The organism is Bacillus sp. PPSBB_2, from assembly GCF_045291115.1.
Taxonomy (GTDB): Bacteria; Bacillota; Bacilli; order Bacillales; family Bacillaceae_G; genus Bacillus_A; species Bacillus_A cereus.
Genome location: NZ_CP147983.1, coordinates 1,500,578 through 1,519,515, shown reverse-complemented (window position 1 = coordinate 1,519,515; position 18,938 = coordinate 1,500,578). Strand labels below are relative to the sequence as shown.

The following is an 18,938-nucleotide window of genomic DNA, read 5'->3' as shown; positions in this document are numbered from 1 at the left end:
ATTTATTTCTACATGTGTAAATTAGGGTGGTATCGCGGGTAAATATAACTCGTCCCTTTCTTTAGGGACGAGTTTTTTGTGTTCTTACAAATGAATGAAAAAGGAGGAAAAACAATGAACACTGTATCAAAAAAACATATTTTTTTCACGGGTCTTATGCTATTTTCTTTATTTTTTGGGGCAGGTAATTTAATTTTCCCTCCCATGCTTGGGCAAAACGCAGGTGAAAACTTTTGGCCAGCAATGATTGGATTTTTACTAACAGGAGTTGGCTTACCACTACTTACTGTTATCGCAATTTCTCTATCAGGAAATGGAATGCAGCAACTTGCAAGTCATGTCCATCCATTATTCGGAATTTTCTTTACAGTAGTTGTATACATTGCTATCGGTCCATCCATGGGCATCCCACGTGTTGCAAATGTCGCTTATGAAATGGGGGTTAGTTCTTTCTTGCCAGAAACAATCCGCTCTAGCAGCCTAGTGCTATTTGTATATACAATCATCTTCTTTACTATCGTATTTTGGCTGAGTTTGAATCCATCTAAACTTGTTGATCGTATTGGAAATGTATTAACACCTATTTTATTACTCTCTATTTTCTTATTGTTTGTTAAAAGTGTATTTACACCACTTGGGCAATCAGGACCAGCAATGCAAGAGTATCAAACTTCTCCAATCTTCAAAGGCTTTATGGAAGGCTACTTAACAATGGACACTATTTCAGCACTTGCATTCGGAATTATCGTTGTAAATGCAATTCGCTCTAAAGGTGTGAATGATCGTAAGTCCATTGCCATCGCCACAGCAAAAGCAGGGCTTATTGCCGCTACAGGGCTCGTACTTGTATACGGTGCACTCGGCTGGCTTGGGGCAACTAGCGTCTCGCTCAGATATGCAAAAAATGGCGGACAGCTACTTACTGTTATCGTACAACAATTATTCGGTCCATACGGTTTGCTCCTATTATCTCTTATCGTTACACTCGCTTGTTTAACGACATGCGTTGGACTCGTATCTGCGTGCAGCCAATATTTTTCAACATTATTGACTACATTTTCATACAAAACGTTCGCGAGTATCATTTGCGCATTAGGATTACTAGTTGCCAACTTAGGTTTAACGAAAATTATCGCAATCTCTGTTCCAATTCTACTTGTTGTGTATCCAATTGCGATTGTACTCGTACTACTATCATTACTTCATAAATACTTCGGTGGATATCGCTCTGTTTATGTAGGTGCTTTAATTGGAGCAGCTGTAGTGAGCGTATTTGATGGATTAAAACAAGGTGGTATTTCAGTTTCATTTATCACACCATATTTTGAATTTATCCCTTTATATAATGAAGGAATCGGCTGGCTAATACCAGCATTAGTAGGAGCTCTTATTGGTCTTGCAATGGCTAAGTTAAGCGGTACGAAAAAAGTTCCATTAGTAACCGAATCTCACGAAGTAAAAGCCTCCTAAAAAAACTCCCAAAAGGGAGTTTTTTTTACATTTGATACGCAGCATGATTAAAACTGCTTATTTTATAAGCCTTCGTATAATATTCAATATTCGTATCAACTGTTTCTACCTTGACAACATCATAGCGCTCTTCTTGCTTTACTAAAAATAAATAGTATTCCTCTGTTGCCTCAATAATCGCAATTTTATCTGTTTCAACATTATATTGTTCACAAAGCGCTTGTAATGCGTTCACATAATCCCCTAATTTTTTAGACTTATCCATTCCGAATATAGTTTGAACTAACATATACATTCTCCCCTTTATATGTACTGTTAACACCTCGATGATAACGCTTACATTATTTGTCGTCAATAAAAACATTCAATTGTTTTAACGCCAAATCTATATTGCATCGAGCCAATAATCAGCGAGGAATTCCCCGCCAATTAAAGTTTTACTTTATCCCGCATTAACTGCCCGTAAAAGTCCGATTGGTGAGGGCTGATAATCAGTGGGAGAGGAACAACCTCCCCACTGATTAAAGTTTCACTTTATCACTTCGTTAATTGATGCCTAAATGCATAAATAACCGCCTGAGTACGGTCACTTACATTCAATTTATTTAATATATTACTCACATGTGTCTTTACCGTTTTCAGTGCAATAAATAACTCGTCCGCAATCTCTTGATTACTTTTTCCCTCTGCAATTAATAACAAAATCTCAAACTCTCTTTCCGTTAAATCATCATGCAAAGGTTGCTCTTTCTTTTGACGCATACGGGACATCATTTTCCCGGTAACTTTCGGCTCTAATACTGTTTCTCCATCATAAGTAGCTCGTACAGCATCAGCAATATCACTTGCTCTTGATGTTTTTAATAAGTAACTGGTCGCCCCAGCCTCAATAACAGGATACAATTTTTCGTCATCTAAAAAGCTTGTTACAACTACAATTTTTGCTTCTGGCCATTCTTGAATAATAGCACGTGTTGCTTCGACACCATCCATCTCATCCATAACAAGGTCCATTAAAATAATATCCGGCCTTAATTGCAATGCTAATTCTGATCCTTTTCTTCCATTCTCAGCTTCCCCTACTACTTCAATATCTGGCTGTGTTGATAAATATGCCGATACACCCATACGAACCATTTCATGATCATCGACAAGCAATACTTTTATCATACTTCTCCCCCTCTCTCAATCATAATCGGTACTTTTACTTCTATTTGTGTACCTTTGGCCGGGAAACTAAGTACCTTAAGTGTCCCACCAATTTCATGAACACGCTCTTGCATCGATCTTAGGCCATATGAACCAGCCTTATTAACCCCTACTTCAAACCCAACGCCGTCATCAATGATTTTTAAAATCGCATATTGATCAATTTTTCGAAGGCGCACTTCTGTTTTCTTTGCCTTCGCGTGTCGCAACGTGTTTGATAGCGCTTCTTGCACAATACGGAATAAATGATCTTCTACACCTTTTTTTAATTCTATTGGCTCAATAAGCCATTCAATTTTCATATGTTGTTTTCGCGATAATTCCGTTAATAATTCCTCTATACCTTCTGTCAGTTTCTTACCTTCCAATTGTACAGGACGTAAATGAAGGAGCAATGCTCTCATTTCTGATTGAGCATTTACAACCATATTTTCAACAAGTTGCAATTGTTTTTTTGTCACATCTGGAAATTCAGTTATTTGTTCATTAATCGCTGACATCATCATCGACATTGCGAAAAGCTGCTGACTTACTGAATCATGCAACTCCCTTGCTAAACGATGCCTTTCTTGAGAAATCGCTTCTTGTCTCATCTCTTCATTCCAATGAGCTCGTTCATTCGTTACTTTTTGAAAGAGTCCAGCTTGCTCCTCTAATCGACGAGCCAGAACGATTACTTTTCGTTCCACTTCATGAAATTCATCATCTGCAGTAAACGAAACATCGCTCGGAAAATTCCCTCGCTCTACTTCAAATAGAAAAGTATTTAATCCTTGTATACGCTGCTCTATATAATAACCGATTGCATATCCTACAATTCCCCCGATAAGTAAACTTGTAGTCATAATAAACAAGCCAATTGGAACAGAAGCGATGGATTCCTTCCATAATAAATCATACACTTGTTGCTCGCTTTTCCATACATATACAATTGTACAAATGAGTGCGATACTAACAGAGGACAACATAGAATAACGAATATACATCCACGAAATATTTTTTTGTTTCTTCATTATACTTTCCTCACTTCCGTGTCGCCTACGACAAGCGAAGAAATAATTTTAATACGTCGAGGAGCCTCTTTATACTGCTCTGTTCTAAATGTAACATTGCGGTTAAACCCTGTCTCTTCATGACCTGGCAAGAGCACACGTCCGACAATAACAGAATGATTTAAAGAAAGTTCAATATCATACGGCACATATAAACGAATATTACCAACGACACCCCGAATAACAATTACCGTTTCCCCTTCTGGAATCATAGCAGTTGTTAAATCTATTTCCACATCACAAGCACCATATTGAACATTAATATCCTCAAGTTCATAAATATGATCCATCATTCGCACATTGCCTACAAACATATTTTTCAAATATGTTTCTGTACGATATATTTGCTTCTCTTCGTCTATAATCCCTTTTTCTTTAATTTCAACCTTCATTGCTTTTTGCTGATGCCCTTGTTGAATCAATTGATAACCAATTAAAGCTAAACAAGCAAATACGACAAGAACAAATGCTGCTGATGAAAATAAGAAAAATAAAAATACGATACCACCAACAAATAAAAATACATTTCCCCGTACATAACGATTCTTTTTACGATAATGCCTTCCAAACATAAGCATAATAAATGCAAAAATGAGACCACCTGGTTCAAAATGTCCAAGTATCATATCAAGAAAAAGACCGAATCCAAATATGATGAGGAGCATCCCCATTAATTGTGTCTTTGAAAAATGTTTCTTCATTTCAGCTCCCCCCTTCTTGTCACATATACATAGAAGAAAAGGCATTGCTTTCCAACACCTTTTCTCCTATCACTATATCATAAGCCTGTTTTATAATATACTACTATTATTTTGTTAACTCTTTCGTTAACGATACATCATTCTTTTCTTTCATTTCACGCTCAAGTTTTGCAATTTTCATATCAAATGTATCACGCTCATGCTCTTCATTCATACGAGTTTCTAAGTCACGAATGTGATCTTCAATTTCTTCAAATCGTAAGAACGGATTATTTTCATCCATTTTATGCATCGCAGTATTCATACGACGATTTGCATGTGCCATATTTTCACGTGCCATTAGTTCCATACGCTTTGCGTGCATTTCTTTTAATTTATTTTTCATTTCAGAAAGACGACGCTCTAACTCATCAATTTGCTCTACAACACCTGCATACATTTCTTCTAATCGAGTTACTTGACCTTCATAATAAGCTACCTCTTCTAACGCACGTTCGTGCAATTGCAATTCGCCTGCTTCTTGAGCAATGATAGCTTGCTTTGATCTTTTATTAACGAAATAACGTGCTTGCTCAAGCTCACGAGCAAAGTTAGATTTTAATGTTTTATGACGCTCAATTAACTTCTCAATTTTTGTTATTTCACGCTCACTATCACGTAAATATTGGTTTAACATCGCAATTGGATTTTTTCTTTCCTTCTCATCTAACACGTTATGAAAATCAGCTAAAATTGCATCGCGTACACGTCCGAATAAAGATTGTTTCATTATAAATCTTCCTCTCTTCTACTTTAATTATAATTTGATTTATTGTTTTAGTTTTTCATTAATTTGTTCCACTCATCTTCAAAGTTGCTATATGGTTTAGAACTTTCTGGAGCAGATTCAACAACTACATCTTTTTCTTTTTTCCACTCACGGTATCCGTAGTATAAAACCACTAAAGCAGCGATACCGATTAATGCTGGCGAATGAGAAAGTGCAATGGATAAACCGATTAAACCAACAATCCCCCAAGCTAACTTTCCAAAAAATGATTTAGCTCGCACAAATGATTTATAGCTCCAATATACAACTCCTGCTCCGATTGCAAATCCTACAATACCAGCAAGACTACCAAGAGCAATTAAAGCCAAAATACCGGCTGCGATAAACGCTAGAAATTGTTTCATCTTGTGCTTGCCTCCCTTCGATTTGATACTCTTATCTTAACTATTTTTTCATCTTTCCATAACGAGCTTAAGAACCGTTTTTAACTCAGACTTAAGACCGAGTCATATTCAGCCCTTTACGCAAAAAAACGTGCAGAGTCTATCCTCTGCACGTTTTTTAATTACTAACATTCATATTAAATTAAGCTGTTTTATGATACTCTTTTTTCTCAGCTACTTTCGAAAACCTTGGAAACCCAATTAAAATAGAAGCAATCCCACATACTCCAACTAAGATTGGATAAAATGCATATGGCAACAATTCAACCGGAGATAACGCTGCAAATCCTGCTGCCGTTAACATTTGGGCACCGTACGGAATTAATCCTTGCACACAACATGAGAAAAGATCTAATACACTCGCTGATTTACGAGGGTCTATTTCATATTGATCTGCAATATTTTTTGCAAGCGGGCCCGTAAAGATAATTGAAATCGTATTATTCGCTGTACACATATTCGTCATACTCACTAAACCAGCAATACCAAATTCCGCTCCTTTTTTCGAACGAATATTACGTGTTAATACATTCATTAAATATTGAATACCACCATTATATTGGATTAATTCAACCATACCGCCAATTAATATAGCAAGTAATACTAACTCCATCATACCGCCCATTCCAGTCGTTACACTTTTAAAGAAACTTTCTAACGTGTAACTTCCATCTATAAGGCCGATAACACCAGATAGTACAGTTCCACCAGTTAATACAATAAGTACATTCCAGCCAAGTAGCGCTGTAATAAGTACTCCTGCGTACGGTAAAATCTTTATCCAATCAAAGCTATGTGCTTTAATCTGCGTGTCACTTCCTGAAGTAACTATTACTAATAGTACAATTGTAATAATAGCCGCTGGTAACACAATTAAAAAGTTCGTTTTAAACTTATCTTTCATTTCTGTTCCTTGTGAACGAACAGCTGCGATTGTTGTATCTGAAATAAATGATAAATTATCACCAAACATCGCTCCGCCAACAACAGTAGCCATTGCAAGCGCAATTGAGATATCGGTTTGACCACTAATACCTACAGCAATCGGCGCTAATGCTGCAATTGTTCCCATTGAAGTTCCCATCGCTAATGAAATAAATGCACCAATAACAAAGATTCCAGCTACGATAAATCCTGGCGGTAAAATAGTTAACGCTAAATTAACAGTTGAGTCTACTCCGCCCATTCCTTTAGCAGTTTCAGAAAATGCACCTGCAAGCACAAAAATTAATACCATAATCATGATATCCGGATTTCCTGCACCTTTAGCGAACCGCTCTACTTTCACATTAAAACTTTCTTTACGATTCATCACTAAAGCGACTCCTACAGCAATTGAAATCGCTACAAGTATCGGCAATTTATAGAAATCACCTGTAATAATTCCAGAACCAATAAATAGCGCCAAAAATATCCCAAGTGGTAATAAAGCTAAACCATTTCCTCTCGTTTCTTTCAAAGTACCATCTCTCCCTAGTTTCAACCTTTTTCTAATGAATAACAAAAGACCTCTTCCGATGAGAAGAGGTCTTATACATCTATAAGAAACGCTCTTCTCATCTTTCAAGCACATGCTTGCTGGATTTGGCACAGCACTCTGAAATCGAGTCCGCTGCCGAGGCATCGTAGGGCCAGTCCCTCCGCCTCTCTTTATAAGAAGGTTTCATATTTATTTTTTAATAATAATTTCTTCCCTAACTTTACTCGCTTACAAAACAAAAGTCAATTATTTTTTGTATAGATTTTTTTGGTAATTATACAAAAATTCGAATACAACAATCATTTTAACTTTTCGATTTCTTCTTCCAATATTGAAATCCAATAAAATTCACTATTTTTCATTGCTGCTAATATCCATTTCGTAGTGTACCAAGCTAACTCATACTCTTCCTTCGTGACATCGCCACTTTTATAAGCATCCTCTAGCTCTTCTTCATCTAATATATACACCTTACCGCTGGGTAATAATACTACATCTAAATATAAATCATCAAAATACGGTAAACCACGATCGTCTATTTCATATTCTTTCGTCACATCAATATAATATTGCACTAAATTGTGCCTATCATCTAACATAGCTGTAATCGCAAAGTTCTTTCCATTAATGAAATATTGAACCCACGTATACCCATCACTTGCAATACAAATTTCTTTACCATCATATTCTTTACAACTAGGCTCTCTCACCTTTTTTATATCCAGTATTCCGAGCATTCCCTCTTCCACTTGCTTAACCGTATAACTCTTTTCTATTAGTCTCTTCCACGAAGAACCGTCACCATATTTTCGTTTCATTATGTCTGCTCCTCTTCTATATACAGAAAAGCTCCCACATATTATGTGAGAGCTTGTTCATATTATAATTAAGCCGCTTGACCCTTTTCAGAAATCTCTTTTAAATAAGCTTGTCCTTTTTCAGCGTCATATTGACCTTCCCACTTAGACATAACTACAGCTGCTAAAGAGTTTCCTACAACGTTAACTGCTGTACGAGCCATATCTAAAATACGGTCAATACCAGCAATGAACGCTAAGCCTTCAGGTGGAATACCTACTGTACCAAGTGTCGCTAATAATACAACGAATGATACGCCCGGTACACCTGCGATACCTTTTGATGTAACCATTAATACAAGCAACAATGTAATTTGTTGTGTAATAGATAAATCAATACCGTACATTTGCGCTAAGAAAATAGCCGCAATTGCTTGATATAAAGTTGATCCATCTAAGTTAAATGAATAACCTGTCGGAATAACGAAAGATGTAATTGCTTTCGGGCAACCGAATTTCTCCATTTTCTCCATGATTTTTGGTAAAACTGTTTCTGAGCTTGCTGTAGAATACGCTAAGATCAGCTCGTCTTTTAAAATCTTAAAGAATTGGAAAATGTTAATTCCAAATATTTTCGCTGTAAGTCCTAAGACAACTACGACGAAGAAAATCATTGCTCCATATACGACAATTAGTAATTTCCCTAACGGAATTAATGAAGCAAGACCAAATGTAGAAACTGTAACACCAATTAGTGCAAACACACCAAATGGTGCAAATTTCATAACTTGGTTTGTTACGTAAAACATTGCATCAGCTACCCCTTGGAAAAATTGAAGAACTGGTCTTCCTCTTTCACCAATCGCTGCTACACCTAAACCAAATAGTACAGAGAAGAAGATAATAGCAAGCATATCTCCGTCAGCTAACGACTTCATAATGTTCGTTGGAACAATATTTACAAATGTATCTGCAAATGAATGACTTTGTACTTGCTCTGTCGTATGTGTATATTTCGAAATATCTGTCTTTGTTAACTGCTCCATATTTACGCCTTTTCCTGGTTGGAAAATATTCGCTATTAATAGACCAACAATAATTGCAATTGTTGTAATAATTTCAAAGTAAAGAATTGTTTTTCCGCCTAGTCGACCTAGTTTTTTAACATCGCCAACACCAGCAACCCCAACAACAATACTTGCTACAACAATCGGTACAACGATCATTTTAATTAATCGGATGAAAATATCACCAATTGGTTGTAAGTACTTCACAACAGCTGGATTATCAAAGAAAATCGCACCAACCACAATACCAAGCGCAAGTCCTATTAATATTTGCCATGCAAGTCCTATTCTTTTCATATTTGTTGTAACCCCCTCTTCGATGTGTCACTCTATCTCTCATTCTATCTCTATAAAACTAAGAAATTAAGAGTATTACATATTATTCGACAATTCACTACATTTTGTCCCTGTTAAAAATCATAAATCAAAAATTTAAATCTGACAACAAAATAACTTTGCCCGAACACAAATAATTTTCTTGACAAAAAGCAGACCCATGTTAGAAAACCTAACATGAGAACGATTCCTTACTAGTGTTTTATTAGCTTTCCAAGTAATATTTCACCTCATAAAAACGATTACTTTCCTCCTTCATTCCACAGATAAATCCCAAAATTTACCTTTGTTACACATATGAATAAAATGTAAGCACTATGACAATTACAGTTGAAAAATGATAAATTCCGACAAAACTTAGCAATTTTATAAAATTTTCTTTACATTATGATTACAACGATAGACACCCTTCTTCTTATGATATATAACATTCATAGGGAAAGGAGTCAGACAACAATGAAAAAGAAATTTGCGGCGTTTAGCGTTTTAGCAGCAGGAACGATTTTTGCTTCCCCGTTACTTTCACCCGTATACGCTGAAACGAATCAAGATAAATTATCTAACATTCAATCTGAATTAGAAGGCAAACAAAGTGACTTACAAAATAAATCAGTCGAGAAAGAACAAATAGAAAAAGAAATTCAAGAATTACAGAAGAAAATCGATGAATTAACTACCTCCATTAATAAAAATGAGACTGAATTAAACGATACAAAAAAAGAAATTAGCAAAACACAACAAGTAATTACTGACAAAAAGAAACATATAGAACAATTACAAACAAACATAGATACACGTCAGGAAGTTATTAAACAACGATTACAATCTATGCAAGAAAAACCGCGTACAAATATCATTACAGAAGTATTAACAAACTCTACAAACATTGCTGATCTTGTTGATAATATGTACTCCGTAAGTTTAATATTAAACAACGATACAGATATTGTAAAAAAACAAACATCTGATCAAAATGCTGTAACGACAGAAAAAGAGGCTGTTGAGAAAAAAGAACAACAACTGAAAGACTCTGAACAAAAACTAGAACAAAAACAACAAGAATTACAAAATAATCAACAGCAGCAACAAACTCTTATTAACGATCTACATACGAAAGTAGCAAAAGTAGATTCAGAGATTGAAGGATTAGAAGAATCCAAGGGCATTTTAGAAAATCAACGTCAAGCTGTTCAAAAAGCAATTGAAGAAGAAAAACGGGCGGAAGAAGCTCGTAAAGCGGAAGAAGCCCGCCAGGCAGAAGAGGCTCGCAAACAACAAGCTACTAAATCTGCTCAAGCGGCCCCAACACCACATGATACAAATATCGGTGGTTTTATCAAACCAGCAGCTGGATCAAAAACTTCCGGATTTGGTGTACGTTCTTTAGATAACCATAAAGGAATTGACATCGCTGCTTCGGGAACGGTTCCAATTATCGCTGCTGCAGATGGCGTTGTTATTCGCTCAGAATTATCATCTAGTTACGGAAACGTAGTGTATTTATCTCACCGTATAAACGGAAAAACATATACGACAGTATATGCTCATATGAATAGTCGTTCTGTATCGAATGGACAAACTGTAAAACAAGGCGATCAGCTTGGATTTATGGGGAATACGGGCCAATCATACGGACAACATTTACACTTCGAACTTCATCTTGGAGAATGGAATGTCGGCAAGACAAACGCAGTTGACCCATCTCCTTATATCGGATTATAAAAAACCTCGGTGCCTACCGAGGTTTTTCATTTACACTTCACACAATATAGGCGTTCTACATAGACTATAACTAAATGCCTATAGTTGACGAGGTGATCCATATGAATACGCAATTACAACAAAAAATAGAAGAAGCTAGAGGAACGTATATTGGCCGAATATTTACATTTGGCGGCTCAGTTTTATTTTTAATCGGTTCATTCCTCGCAGTCACCACAGCCTATAAAGCGTATAATCGTCTATTACATTCATCAACATAAAAAAAGACGGGAGATCCCCGCCTTTTTTTTATGCAAACATTTTAAATACACCTATCGCATTTAAAAATACAATTATTACAGTTACCGGAATAACATAACGAAGTAAGAAGAACCAAATGTTAAATAACGTTTTCCCTTTCGTTTCCGTCACTTCTAATTCTTTCATCAACAATTCTTTACTCATTTTATTTGGTACAAATAATGAAATAGCTAGTACTCCTAACGGTAGCAATACGTTACTTACCGAAAAGTCGACTAAATCAAAGAACGTTTTCCCAAATATTTTCACGTCACTCATAATCCCAAATGATAACGCTGATGGAATACCGACTGCAAAAATAAGAATACCAATTAATAATGATGCTGACGGACGCTTCTTCTCATTACCTTTCGCAACAGATGCTACTACAATTTCAAGCATTGAAATTGCTGATGTTAAAGTCGCAAAGAAGAATAAAATTAAAAACATAATAAAGAAAAATTGACCAAATGGTATTTTTGCAAATACTGCTGGAAGGACGATAAACAGTAATCCTGGTCCTTCAGTTGGTTTTACTCCTAATGCGAAAATCGCTGGGAAAATTGCTAATCCTGCAAGTACTGTAACAAAAACAGTTAAACTTACAATAGATGTTGCTGATTTCGCTAAATGTTCCTCTTTCTTTAAATACGAACTATACGTGACCATTACTGAGGCACCTACTGTTAGTGAGAAGAAAGATTGTCCCATCGCGTATAAAATCGTATCTGCTGTAAGCTTTGAAAAATCTGGCTTTAAGAAGAACTCTACTCCAGCAAAAGCACCATCGAGTGTTAACGCACGAACAATAATCGCAATAAATAAAATAAATAATAGCGGCATCATGTACTTACTTGCCTTTTCTATACCTTTCTCTACACCTTTACTTACGACAAAAATTGTACAAAGCATAAAGATAAATTGTGCTCCAATCGCACTTAACGGATTTGAAATCGTTTCACCGAACAATTGTCCATAATCAGCTGCTCCATTCCAGAAACTTCCTGTCACACTATAATATAAATAAAGTAAAATCCATCCACCTACAACACTATAAAAAGATAGTACACTAAAACAAGTAACAACTCCCATACGACCAATCCAAGGATATACTTTGCTATTTGGCACTAGTACTTTATAAGCTGTAACGGCCTCTTTTTGCGTGCTACGTCCAATAACAAACTCCGCTATTAAAAGAGGCATACCTATAAATAAAGTTAATAGTAAAAATACAAGGAAGAATGCGCCTCCCCCGCCATTACCTGCAACATATGGAAATTTCCATATCGCACCAAGACCTACTGCGGCTCCGGCTGCTGCGAGTACAAAGCCTATTTTCGACGTCCATTGCTGTGTTTCTTTCATCATAATTTCTCCTTTTCTGAATATTTAAACTTTTGTTAATTATACACTTTCATTTCATACTCGCACACCTCCTTTAGAAAATAAAAAAGTCCCCTACACGCAAATATGCATGTAGAGGACGATATATGTAATGTAAATACCGTGGTACCACCTCAATTGGATTGATAAATCCCACTTGTTCAAGTACAGGAATAATTCCGATACTCTATCCTTTTAACGGCGGAACCCGGGTTGCCTACTACAATGTTCAACATACCTCTCGCAAGCCCATTCTGTATATTTTATCGTACCGGGCTCCCACCTAACCCCAGCTCTCTGAACGCATCAAATATACGTACTCTTCTTGCTCATCGATTTCATCTATTGAAGTTACTTGTGATTATAAATTATATTTTTATATTTGTAAAGCGCACTTTATCTTTTATTATTTTAAAACCTTTTCCTCTAACTCACGTAAAAAACTTTCTCTTTTCCCCTCATTTTGCACATATACTGATTTCAACACTTCTTGGAGCAATATATTTCGTTCCCTCTTTTCTAACTGTAAATCTTTTAACTTCAACCTTACTTCATATAAAAAATCTAAATACGATTCATATGTCTCATCATATTTATTTGCAATATCATCTCGAATTTTTTTTGCGAGCTTCGGGCTCGCTCCCCCAGTAGAAACTGCTATATTAAGTAAACCACGATGAATCGCTGCCGGAAAATGAACATTACCACTTTCCGGATTTGTAATAATATTTACTAATTGATTCTCAGCGGCATCTTCAGCAACTTGTTCATTTAATATTGAATCACTACTCGCTGCAACAACTAAAAAAGCACTTTTAATATCACTTTTTTCATATTCTCTTTGATACCAACGAATTTTCTTTTCTTCCACAAGTTTTACTAAATTCGCATCTAATTCTGGACTTATCACAACTATATCCGCACCCTGTTTGAGTAAAGGAATAATTTTAAATCCTGCAACTTTTCCCCCGCCAATAACAACAACGCGTTTCTCATTAACTCGCACTGTAAGTGGATACATACTGATCTCCTTTCAATAACTCCGTCGTTTTCTGAATTAACATATCTTGAAACGCTTCATTCTTCCCTAAATATGGACTGATTTTTATCTCTTCCACTTCATATTGGCGCACTTCTTTCTCAATATGTTTCATAAGCAAACCTGTAAATAACAAGTAAGGCAGTACAACGATGTTCTTTTCTTTTCGTTCTACAACTTCCTTTAACTTCTCCTCAAATTTTGGCTCTGCAGCCGCTAAATAACAAACTTCTACTTTTTTAACCTTCTCTTTTGTTTGAAATAAAGAAGCAATCCAGTTTATATCTCTTAATACTTCAGGATCACTGCTCCCTCTTGCAACAAGAAGTAACGTCACTTCATTTTTATCTTCCTGTTCGATGCCACTTCCGCTATACACCGATTTAACAAGTGTTTCTGATACACCAAACGGATTACCATAGGTCACTTTAACATCCGAAAATTGATTAGTTAACTTTTCCAATTCAAAAGGGATATCTTTTTTTACATGACCTGCCGCTAATAAAAAAACAGGGATAGCAATAATCTCAGTGGCCCCACGCTTCACACATGTACGAAAACCATCTTCAATAGAAGGATTCGCTAACTCTAAAAAACAAACTTCTTGAATAGTCGCTTCTATACGGCTCATGCATGATGTAATAAATTGAATCGCCTCTTCTTTCGCTGTCTTCAAACGACTTCCATGACATATATATAAGACGGCTTTCATTTTACAACACTCCACTTACTTGATAAGCATTTTCTGTCTGCTTCTCAAACCAATGAATTTTTTCTCTAAAACGGACAACCTCTCCAATTACAATCATACTCGGATTTTGAATTTGCTCTTTTTTCGCAACATCTACAATTGTCCCTAACGTTCCAACAACTGTGCGTTGCATAGACGTCGTCCCCTGCTCAATAATAGCAGCTAGCGTACTTTTATCTTTTCCATGCTTCATAAGTTGCTCACATATGTAGGGCAAATTACTAACCCCCATATATACCGCTAAAGTCTCTACACCTTTCGCTAAACTTTCCCATTTCACTTCTTCTTCAGCACCTTCTTTCCTATGCCCAGTCACAATAGCAAAACTTGCACTTGCATCACGGTGCGTCACTGGAATGCCCGCATAAGCAGGAGCAGCTATTCCAGCTGAAATACCAGGAATGATTTCAAATGGTACACCTTGCTTTGCTAATGCTTCAGCTTCTTCTCCCCCTCTACCAAACACAAATGGATCGCCGCCCTTAAGCCTCGTTACAACTTTTCCTTTTTTCGCATACTTAATAAGAAACGTGTTAATTGTCTCTTGCTTCATCGTGTGATAATTCGGGAGTTTTCCGCAATAAATTAAATCCGCGTCAGGCTTTGCGTATGAAAGCAGCTCTTTATTCACAAGTCGGTCGTATAAAATAACATCTGCCTTCTCAATACATTTCAACCCTTTAACAGTAATTAAATCTGGATCGCCAGGACCCGCTCCAACAATATAAACCTTTCCCATCATCTCTCCTCATTTCTTCTATTAAAATGAAACTTCCATTCGTATATAAGAATGGAAGTTTTTATTTTTTCGTATTACTGATCTCTACTCATGGATAACAAATGCCCCACCTTTTCGAATCTTCTTTTTTTCAAACAAAGAAATCTCTTTTACCTCTGGCAACGGTAAAAAATGCTTTTCAAGCTCAATCTCCGCAAGCTTAAATGCCTGTTCTTCACTTTGAGCAACAACAACAATCGGAACAATACTATTTACTAACACAACTTCAAATCGATATAAATCCATATCGTCCCTCCTAAGACGCTATTACTTCTTCTAGCACGTTATTTAACGCTATTTGTAATGTATCTACACCAACACGACCTACAAAATCATAAAATGTTTCGGCTGGTAATTTATTCTCTTTGAAATAACTTATAAATGATGCGAGTACATCAGGTAGATCCTCGCCATCTATTTTTCCTTTTAACTTTTGATTGTAGGCACCGCCATCTAACAATGTTCCACCTACGTATATTTCAAACGCTTCAACAATACCTTTTTCCTTCGTTTTCATTTTCACCCCTTGTAACCCAATGTCAGCAATTTGACGTTGACCACATGAATTCGGGCAGCCTACCATATGAATTCGAACTGGAACATCGAGTGCAATTTGTGTATCTAAGTATTCTGCAATTTTTCGTAATCTTTCTTTCGTTTCTACTAGTGCAAGATTACAATATTCAATACCGGTACATGAAACCGCATGACCAATAAATGATTTCGGGCTAGCAGATATCGCTTCAAACAGCGGTTCACTAAGTAATCCTTTTACATTTTCTGGAGGAACGTTCGGAATAATGAAGTTTTGCGAGTTACATGTACGAATTTGTCCATTTCCATATTGCTTTGCGATTCTTGCAATCTCAAACATTTCTTCTGCATGTAAACGACCTACCGGTACATTAAAACCTACATATTTTAATCCCTTTTGTTTTTGGTCTTGAACACCATAAAAATAGCCTGCATTCCATCCTTTGAGTGCACTTTCCCCTTTACTTTGTAAAGGCCCTGTATACTCTATTAGTTTCTCTTTAAATTTCTCTGCTCCCCAGTCCGCAACAAGAAATTTCAACCGAGCTAAATGACGTTTTTCACGATATCCAAAATCACGGAATATAGTAGCAATCGCAATCGCCACCGCCTTCACTTCTTCTGGTAAAACGAATACATCTAATTCATCAGCTAAATACGGTCGAGCTGATAATCCTCCACCTACTTTTATATGAAAACCAACTTTTTTCTCACCATCTATTTCTTTCGTTGCAGGCGTAAATGCAACACAGTTAATTTCTGCGTTTGCTGAATTATAAATATTAGAACTAATAGACATTTTAAATTTACGTGGCAAGTTAGAAAACTCCTCATTATGTTGGAAGTAATCATATACTTCTTTTACAATATGCGTTGTATCGAATAGTTCATTTGCATCAATGCCAGCAAGCGGATTACCTGTAATATTCCGCGTTATATCACCACAAGCCCCCGCTGAAGATAACCCAACTCTTGCTAATCTTTTAAAAATATCTGGAATTTGCTGAATTTCTAACCAGTGAAACTGAATCGCCTGTCTCGTCGTAATATCTATTACATTACGTCCATAATCTTCAGCGATAGAAGCAAGTACTTCTGCCTGTGCATTTGTAATAATCCCTGACGGAATATTTACCCGCATCATAAAATAACCAGCTTCTTTCGGTCTTTGTAAATACAAGCCTGCCCATTTAAAGGCATCCCACTCTTCTTTCGGAATAGATTCGAAACCATTTTCCGCATAGTAAGGAATATCATTAAAAATTTCTAAGCCATCTTTTTCTAATTTATTTTTCTCGGTCTGATTTAATTTTTCATTGTTAGCCCACACTTTTTCATAACTCATTGTTTATCCCCCTATATAAAACTACGCTCTTGTAAGTACTTCACGATTTGTTCTACACATTCTTCAATAGAATATTTGTGCGTTTCTACAATTAATTCCGCTTGCTCTGGCTCTTCATAAGGCGAATCAATACCTGTGAAATCCTTAATATCACCTTTTCTTGCCTTTTTATAAAGTCCTTTCGGATCACGTTTCTCACACTCTTCAATCGGACACTTCACAAAAATTTCAATAAATTCATCTGCCGCTAATAAATCTCTTACTTGTTTGCGGTCTACTCGAAATGGTGAAATAAATGCTGTAAGGACAACTGCTCCTTGGTCTACAAATAACTTTGCCACTTCGCCAATACGTCTTATATTTTCCATGCGATCACTTTCAGAAAATCCTAAGTCTTTATTTAAACCGTGGCGAATGTTATCCCCATCCAGCACATAATTTCCAATATTCTTTTCAAACAGTTTACGAGCGACCGCATTCGCTACTGTAGATTTACCCGAAGCTGATAAACCAGTAAACCAAATTACAAAACTATGATGTCCATTCTTCACTCTTCTCTCATCTTTTGAAACCGAAGCTGTATGCCAAGTAATATTCGTATCCATCTCGTTCTCTCCCTATTCTGTTACTACTTCTTTTTTCAAGCCTTTAATTAGCACTTCCACTACTTCTTTACGACTAAATGTACTTGGCGGAATCTCACCGTTTCTTAATAATTCTCTTACTTTCGTACCCGATAAAATAACATGATCTTCTTTTCCGTGCGGACATGTTTTCGTTGAAGCCATCGCTTCACATTTCGTGCAGTAAAAACTATGCTCAAAGAATAGTGTTGTAATTCCTAACTCTTCTATCGTAAAATTTGTGAAGATTTCTTGCGCTTCATACGTTCCGTAATAATCTCCTACTCCAGCATGATCACGCCCTACTATAAAGTGGGTACATCCAAAATTCTTTCTTACTAACGCATGAAATATCGCTTCCCTTGGTCCTGCGTAACGCATGGCAGCAGGAAATACACTTAAAAAGACACGATTTTTCGGATAATAGTTTTGAAGAAGTACTTCATAGCTTTCCATTCTTACATCAGCAGGAATATCATCCGATTTCGTTTCTCCAACGAGCGGATTTAAAAAGAGACCATCTACAATTTCAAGAGCAGATTTTTGAATATACTCATGGGCACGATGTACCGGGTTTCTCGTTTGAAATCCGACCACTGTTTTCCACCCACGTTTTTTAAATGCTTCCCTCGTTTCAATTGGGTCTAAATGATAAAAAGGAAATTGATTATTTTCAAAGCGTTTTGTTAGAATAATAGTTCCTCCAACGTAAACGTTTGGTCGTTCATATAATTTTTTCACTCCTGGATGAGCCTCATCCGTTGTTTTATATACAAGTAACGCTTCTTTTTCTTTATCTGGTACAAAAATATCTTCTATTTGAATGACACCGTATATATTTCCATTGTTGACAAGCTTTACTTCCTCTCCAGCCTTCAGGCTTTCGGCGACTTTTTCTGTTACCGGTAATGTAATCGGTATACTCCACACACTACCATTTGCTAAACGAAGCGTTTCTACAACAGAATCATAATCTTCCTTCCCTAAAAAACCAGTAAGGGGGCTATATCCACCTGTCGCCAATAGTTCTAAATCACTTAACGCAATATTGTCTAATTTAATCTCTTTTTCAATTTGTGATACGTCATATGTCTCATCTATACGGTTTACTAATTCGTTTACTATGCTCATTTTTCTATATCCTCTCTTCGCTTTATTTC

20 protein-coding genes, 1 riboswitch and 2 other annotated features (1 of these 23 cut by a window edge) are annotated in these 18,938 nt (G+C 36.3%); of the genes, 3 read left to right on the top strand and 17 right to left on the bottom strand.

The genetic code is table 11. The annotated features are described in order from the left end of the window. Nucleotides 1-60 (top strand) — a binding site (T-box leader) (it extends 199 nt beyond the left edge of the window). A gap of 54 nt (nt 61-114) precedes the next feature. Continuing rightward, complete coding sequence (gene brnQ3 / locus V6946_RS07640) at nt 115-1,470, top strand: branched-chain amino acid transport system II carrier protein BrnQ3 (protein WP_406622281.1); 1,356 nt, start codon at nt 115-117, stop codon at nt 1,468-1,470. A gap of 25 nt (nt 1,471-1,495) precedes the next feature. Here the strand turns inward: brnQ3 and V6946_RS07635 are convergent, their stop codons facing one another. The 9 genes from V6946_RS07635 to gltP all read right to left on the bottom strand — a co-directional run bounded on the left by V6946_RS07635 (nt 1,496) and on the right by gltP (nt 9,285). Next, complete coding sequence (locus tag V6946_RS07635; RefSeq protein ID WP_002025529.1) at nt 1,496-1,834, bottom strand: DUF3922 domain-containing protein; 339 nt, start codon at nt 1,832-1,834, stop codon at nt 1,496-1,498. Nucleotides 1,835-2,007: 173 nt separating this feature from the next. Beyond that, complete coding sequence (locus V6946_RS07630; protein WP_000598707.1) at nt 2,008-2,640, bottom strand: response regulator transcription factor; 633 nt, start codon at nt 2,638-2,640, stop codon at nt 2,008-2,010. Continuing rightward, nucleotides 2,637-3,692 (bottom strand): sensor histidine kinase, encoded by a 1,056-nt coding sequence (locus tag V6946_RS07625; RefSeq protein WP_000744326.1) that lies wholly within the window; start codon nt 3,690-3,692, stop codon nt 2,637-2,639. Before V6946_RS07625 ends, V6946_RS07630 begins: the two co-directional genes overlap by 4 nt. Then, complete coding sequence (liaF, locus tag V6946_RS07620) at nt 3,692-4,432, bottom strand: cell wall-active antibiotics response protein LiaF (protein WP_000716095.1); 741 nt, start codon at nt 4,430-4,432, stop codon at nt 3,692-3,694. Before liaF ends, V6946_RS07625 begins: the two co-directional genes overlap by 1 nt. A gap of 106 nt (nt 4,433-4,538) precedes the next feature. Continuing rightward, the gene (locus tag V6946_RS07615; RefSeq protein WP_000814127.1) at nt 4,539-5,201 is read right to left on the bottom strand and encodes a PspA/IM30 family protein; all 663 of its coding nucleotides are present in this window, start codon (nt 5,199-5,201) and stop codon (nt 4,539-4,541) included. Nucleotides 5,202-5,248: 47 nt separating this feature from the next. Further along, nucleotides 5,249-5,605 carry a hypothetical protein gene (locus V6946_RS07610; protein ID WP_000808640.1) on the bottom strand — a complete coding sequence of 119 codons (357 nt, stop codon included), beginning with the start codon at nt 5,603-5,605 and terminating at the stop codon, nt 5,249-5,251. Between the two features lie 181 nt (nt 5,606-5,786). Continuing rightward, the gene (locus V6946_RS07605) at nt 5,787-7,103 is read right to left on the bottom strand and encodes a Na+/H+ antiporter NhaC family protein (RefSeq protein WP_000665494.1); all 1,317 of its coding nucleotides are present in this window, start codon (nt 7,101-7,103) and stop codon (nt 5,787-5,789) included. A gap of 94 nt (nt 7,104-7,197) precedes the next feature. Continuing rightward, nucleotides 7,198-7,303, bottom strand: a riboswitch (SAM riboswitch). 120 nt (nt 7,304-7,423) lie between these two features. Continuing rightward, nucleotides 7,424-7,942, bottom strand: a complete 519-nt coding sequence (locus V6946_RS07600) for a DUF402 domain-containing protein (protein WP_006915599.1) — start codon at nt 7,940-7,942, stop codon at nt 7,424-7,426. Between the two features lie 68 nt (nt 7,943-8,010). Continuing rightward, nucleotides 8,011-9,285 carry a glutamate/aspartate:proton symporter GltP gene (gltP, locus tag V6946_RS07595; protein ID WP_006915601.1) on the bottom strand — a complete coding sequence of 425 codons (1,275 nt, stop codon included), beginning with the start codon at nt 9,283-9,285 and terminating at the stop codon, nt 8,011-8,013. Nucleotides 9,286-9,780: 495 nt separating this feature from the next. Here gltP and V6946_RS07590 point away from each other — a divergent pair, with 495 nt between their 5' ends. Further along, complete coding sequence (locus V6946_RS07590) at nt 9,781-11,046, top strand: murein hydrolase activator EnvC (RefSeq protein ID WP_000726086.1); 1,266 nt, start codon at nt 9,781-9,783, stop codon at nt 11,044-11,046. A 101-nt stretch (nt 11,047-11,147) separates the two neighbouring features. Further along, nucleotides 11,148-11,306: a hypothetical protein gene (locus tag V6946_RS07585; protein ID WP_001096006.1), complete on the top strand. Its 159-nt coding sequence runs from the start codon at nt 11,148-11,150 to the stop codon at nt 11,304-11,306. Between the two features lie 28 nt (nt 11,307-11,334). On the opposite strand, the gene V6946_RS07580 is transcribed toward V6946_RS07585, so the two are convergent. The 8 genes from V6946_RS07580 to sat form a co-directional block, all read right to left on the bottom strand. Further along, a complete protein-coding gene (locus tag V6946_RS07580) occupies nt 11,335-12,690 on the bottom strand; it encodes a sodium-dependent transporter (protein WP_000665440.1) in 1,356 nt (451 codons plus the stop codon). Between the two features lie 111 nt (nt 12,691-12,801). Continuing rightward, nucleotides 12,802-13,050: a binding site (T-box leader), on the bottom strand. A 64-nt stretch (nt 13,051-13,114) separates the two neighbouring features. Further along, the gene (locus V6946_RS07575) at nt 13,115-13,729 is read right to left on the bottom strand and encodes an NAD(P)-binding protein (RefSeq protein WP_000283353.1); all 615 of its coding nucleotides are present in this window, start codon (nt 13,727-13,729) and stop codon (nt 13,115-13,117) included. Next, nucleotides 13,704-14,459, bottom strand: a complete 756-nt coding sequence (locus V6946_RS07570) for a sirohydrochlorin chelatase (protein ID WP_000648887.1) — start codon at nt 14,457-14,459, stop codon at nt 13,704-13,706. The genes V6946_RS07575 and V6946_RS07570 overlap by 26 nt, the downstream gene beginning before the upstream one ends. Nucleotide 14,460: 1 nt before the next feature. Continuing rightward, the gene (gene cobA / locus V6946_RS07565) at nt 14,461-15,237 is read right to left on the bottom strand and encodes a uroporphyrinogen-III C-methyltransferase (protein ID WP_000521261.1); all 777 of its coding nucleotides are present in this window, start codon (nt 15,235-15,237) and stop codon (nt 14,461-14,463) included. 84 nt (nt 15,238-15,321) lie between these two features. Further along, on the bottom strand, nt 15,322-15,522 hold the full coding sequence (locus V6946_RS07560) for a DUF3906 family protein (RefSeq protein WP_006915608.1): 201 nt from the start codon (nt 15,520-15,522) through the stop codon (nt 15,322-15,324). Nucleotides 15,523-15,532: 10 nt separating this feature from the next. Beyond that, complete coding sequence (locus tag V6946_RS07555; protein WP_000119621.1) at nt 15,533-17,155, bottom strand: nitrite/sulfite reductase; 1,623 nt, start codon at nt 17,153-17,155, stop codon at nt 15,533-15,535. A gap of 11 nt (nt 17,156-17,166) precedes the next feature. Beyond that, a complete protein-coding gene (cysC, locus tag V6946_RS07550; protein ID WP_000380500.1) occupies nt 17,167-17,760 on the bottom strand; it encodes an adenylyl-sulfate kinase in 594 nt (197 codons plus the stop codon). Nucleotides 17,761-17,772: 12 nt separating this feature from the next. Then, on the bottom strand, nt 17,773-18,909 hold the full coding sequence (gene sat, locus V6946_RS07545) for a sulfate adenylyltransferase (protein ID WP_006915612.1): 1,137 nt from the start codon (nt 18,907-18,909) through the stop codon (nt 17,773-17,775). Nucleotides 18,910-18,938: the final 29 nt, after the last annotated feature.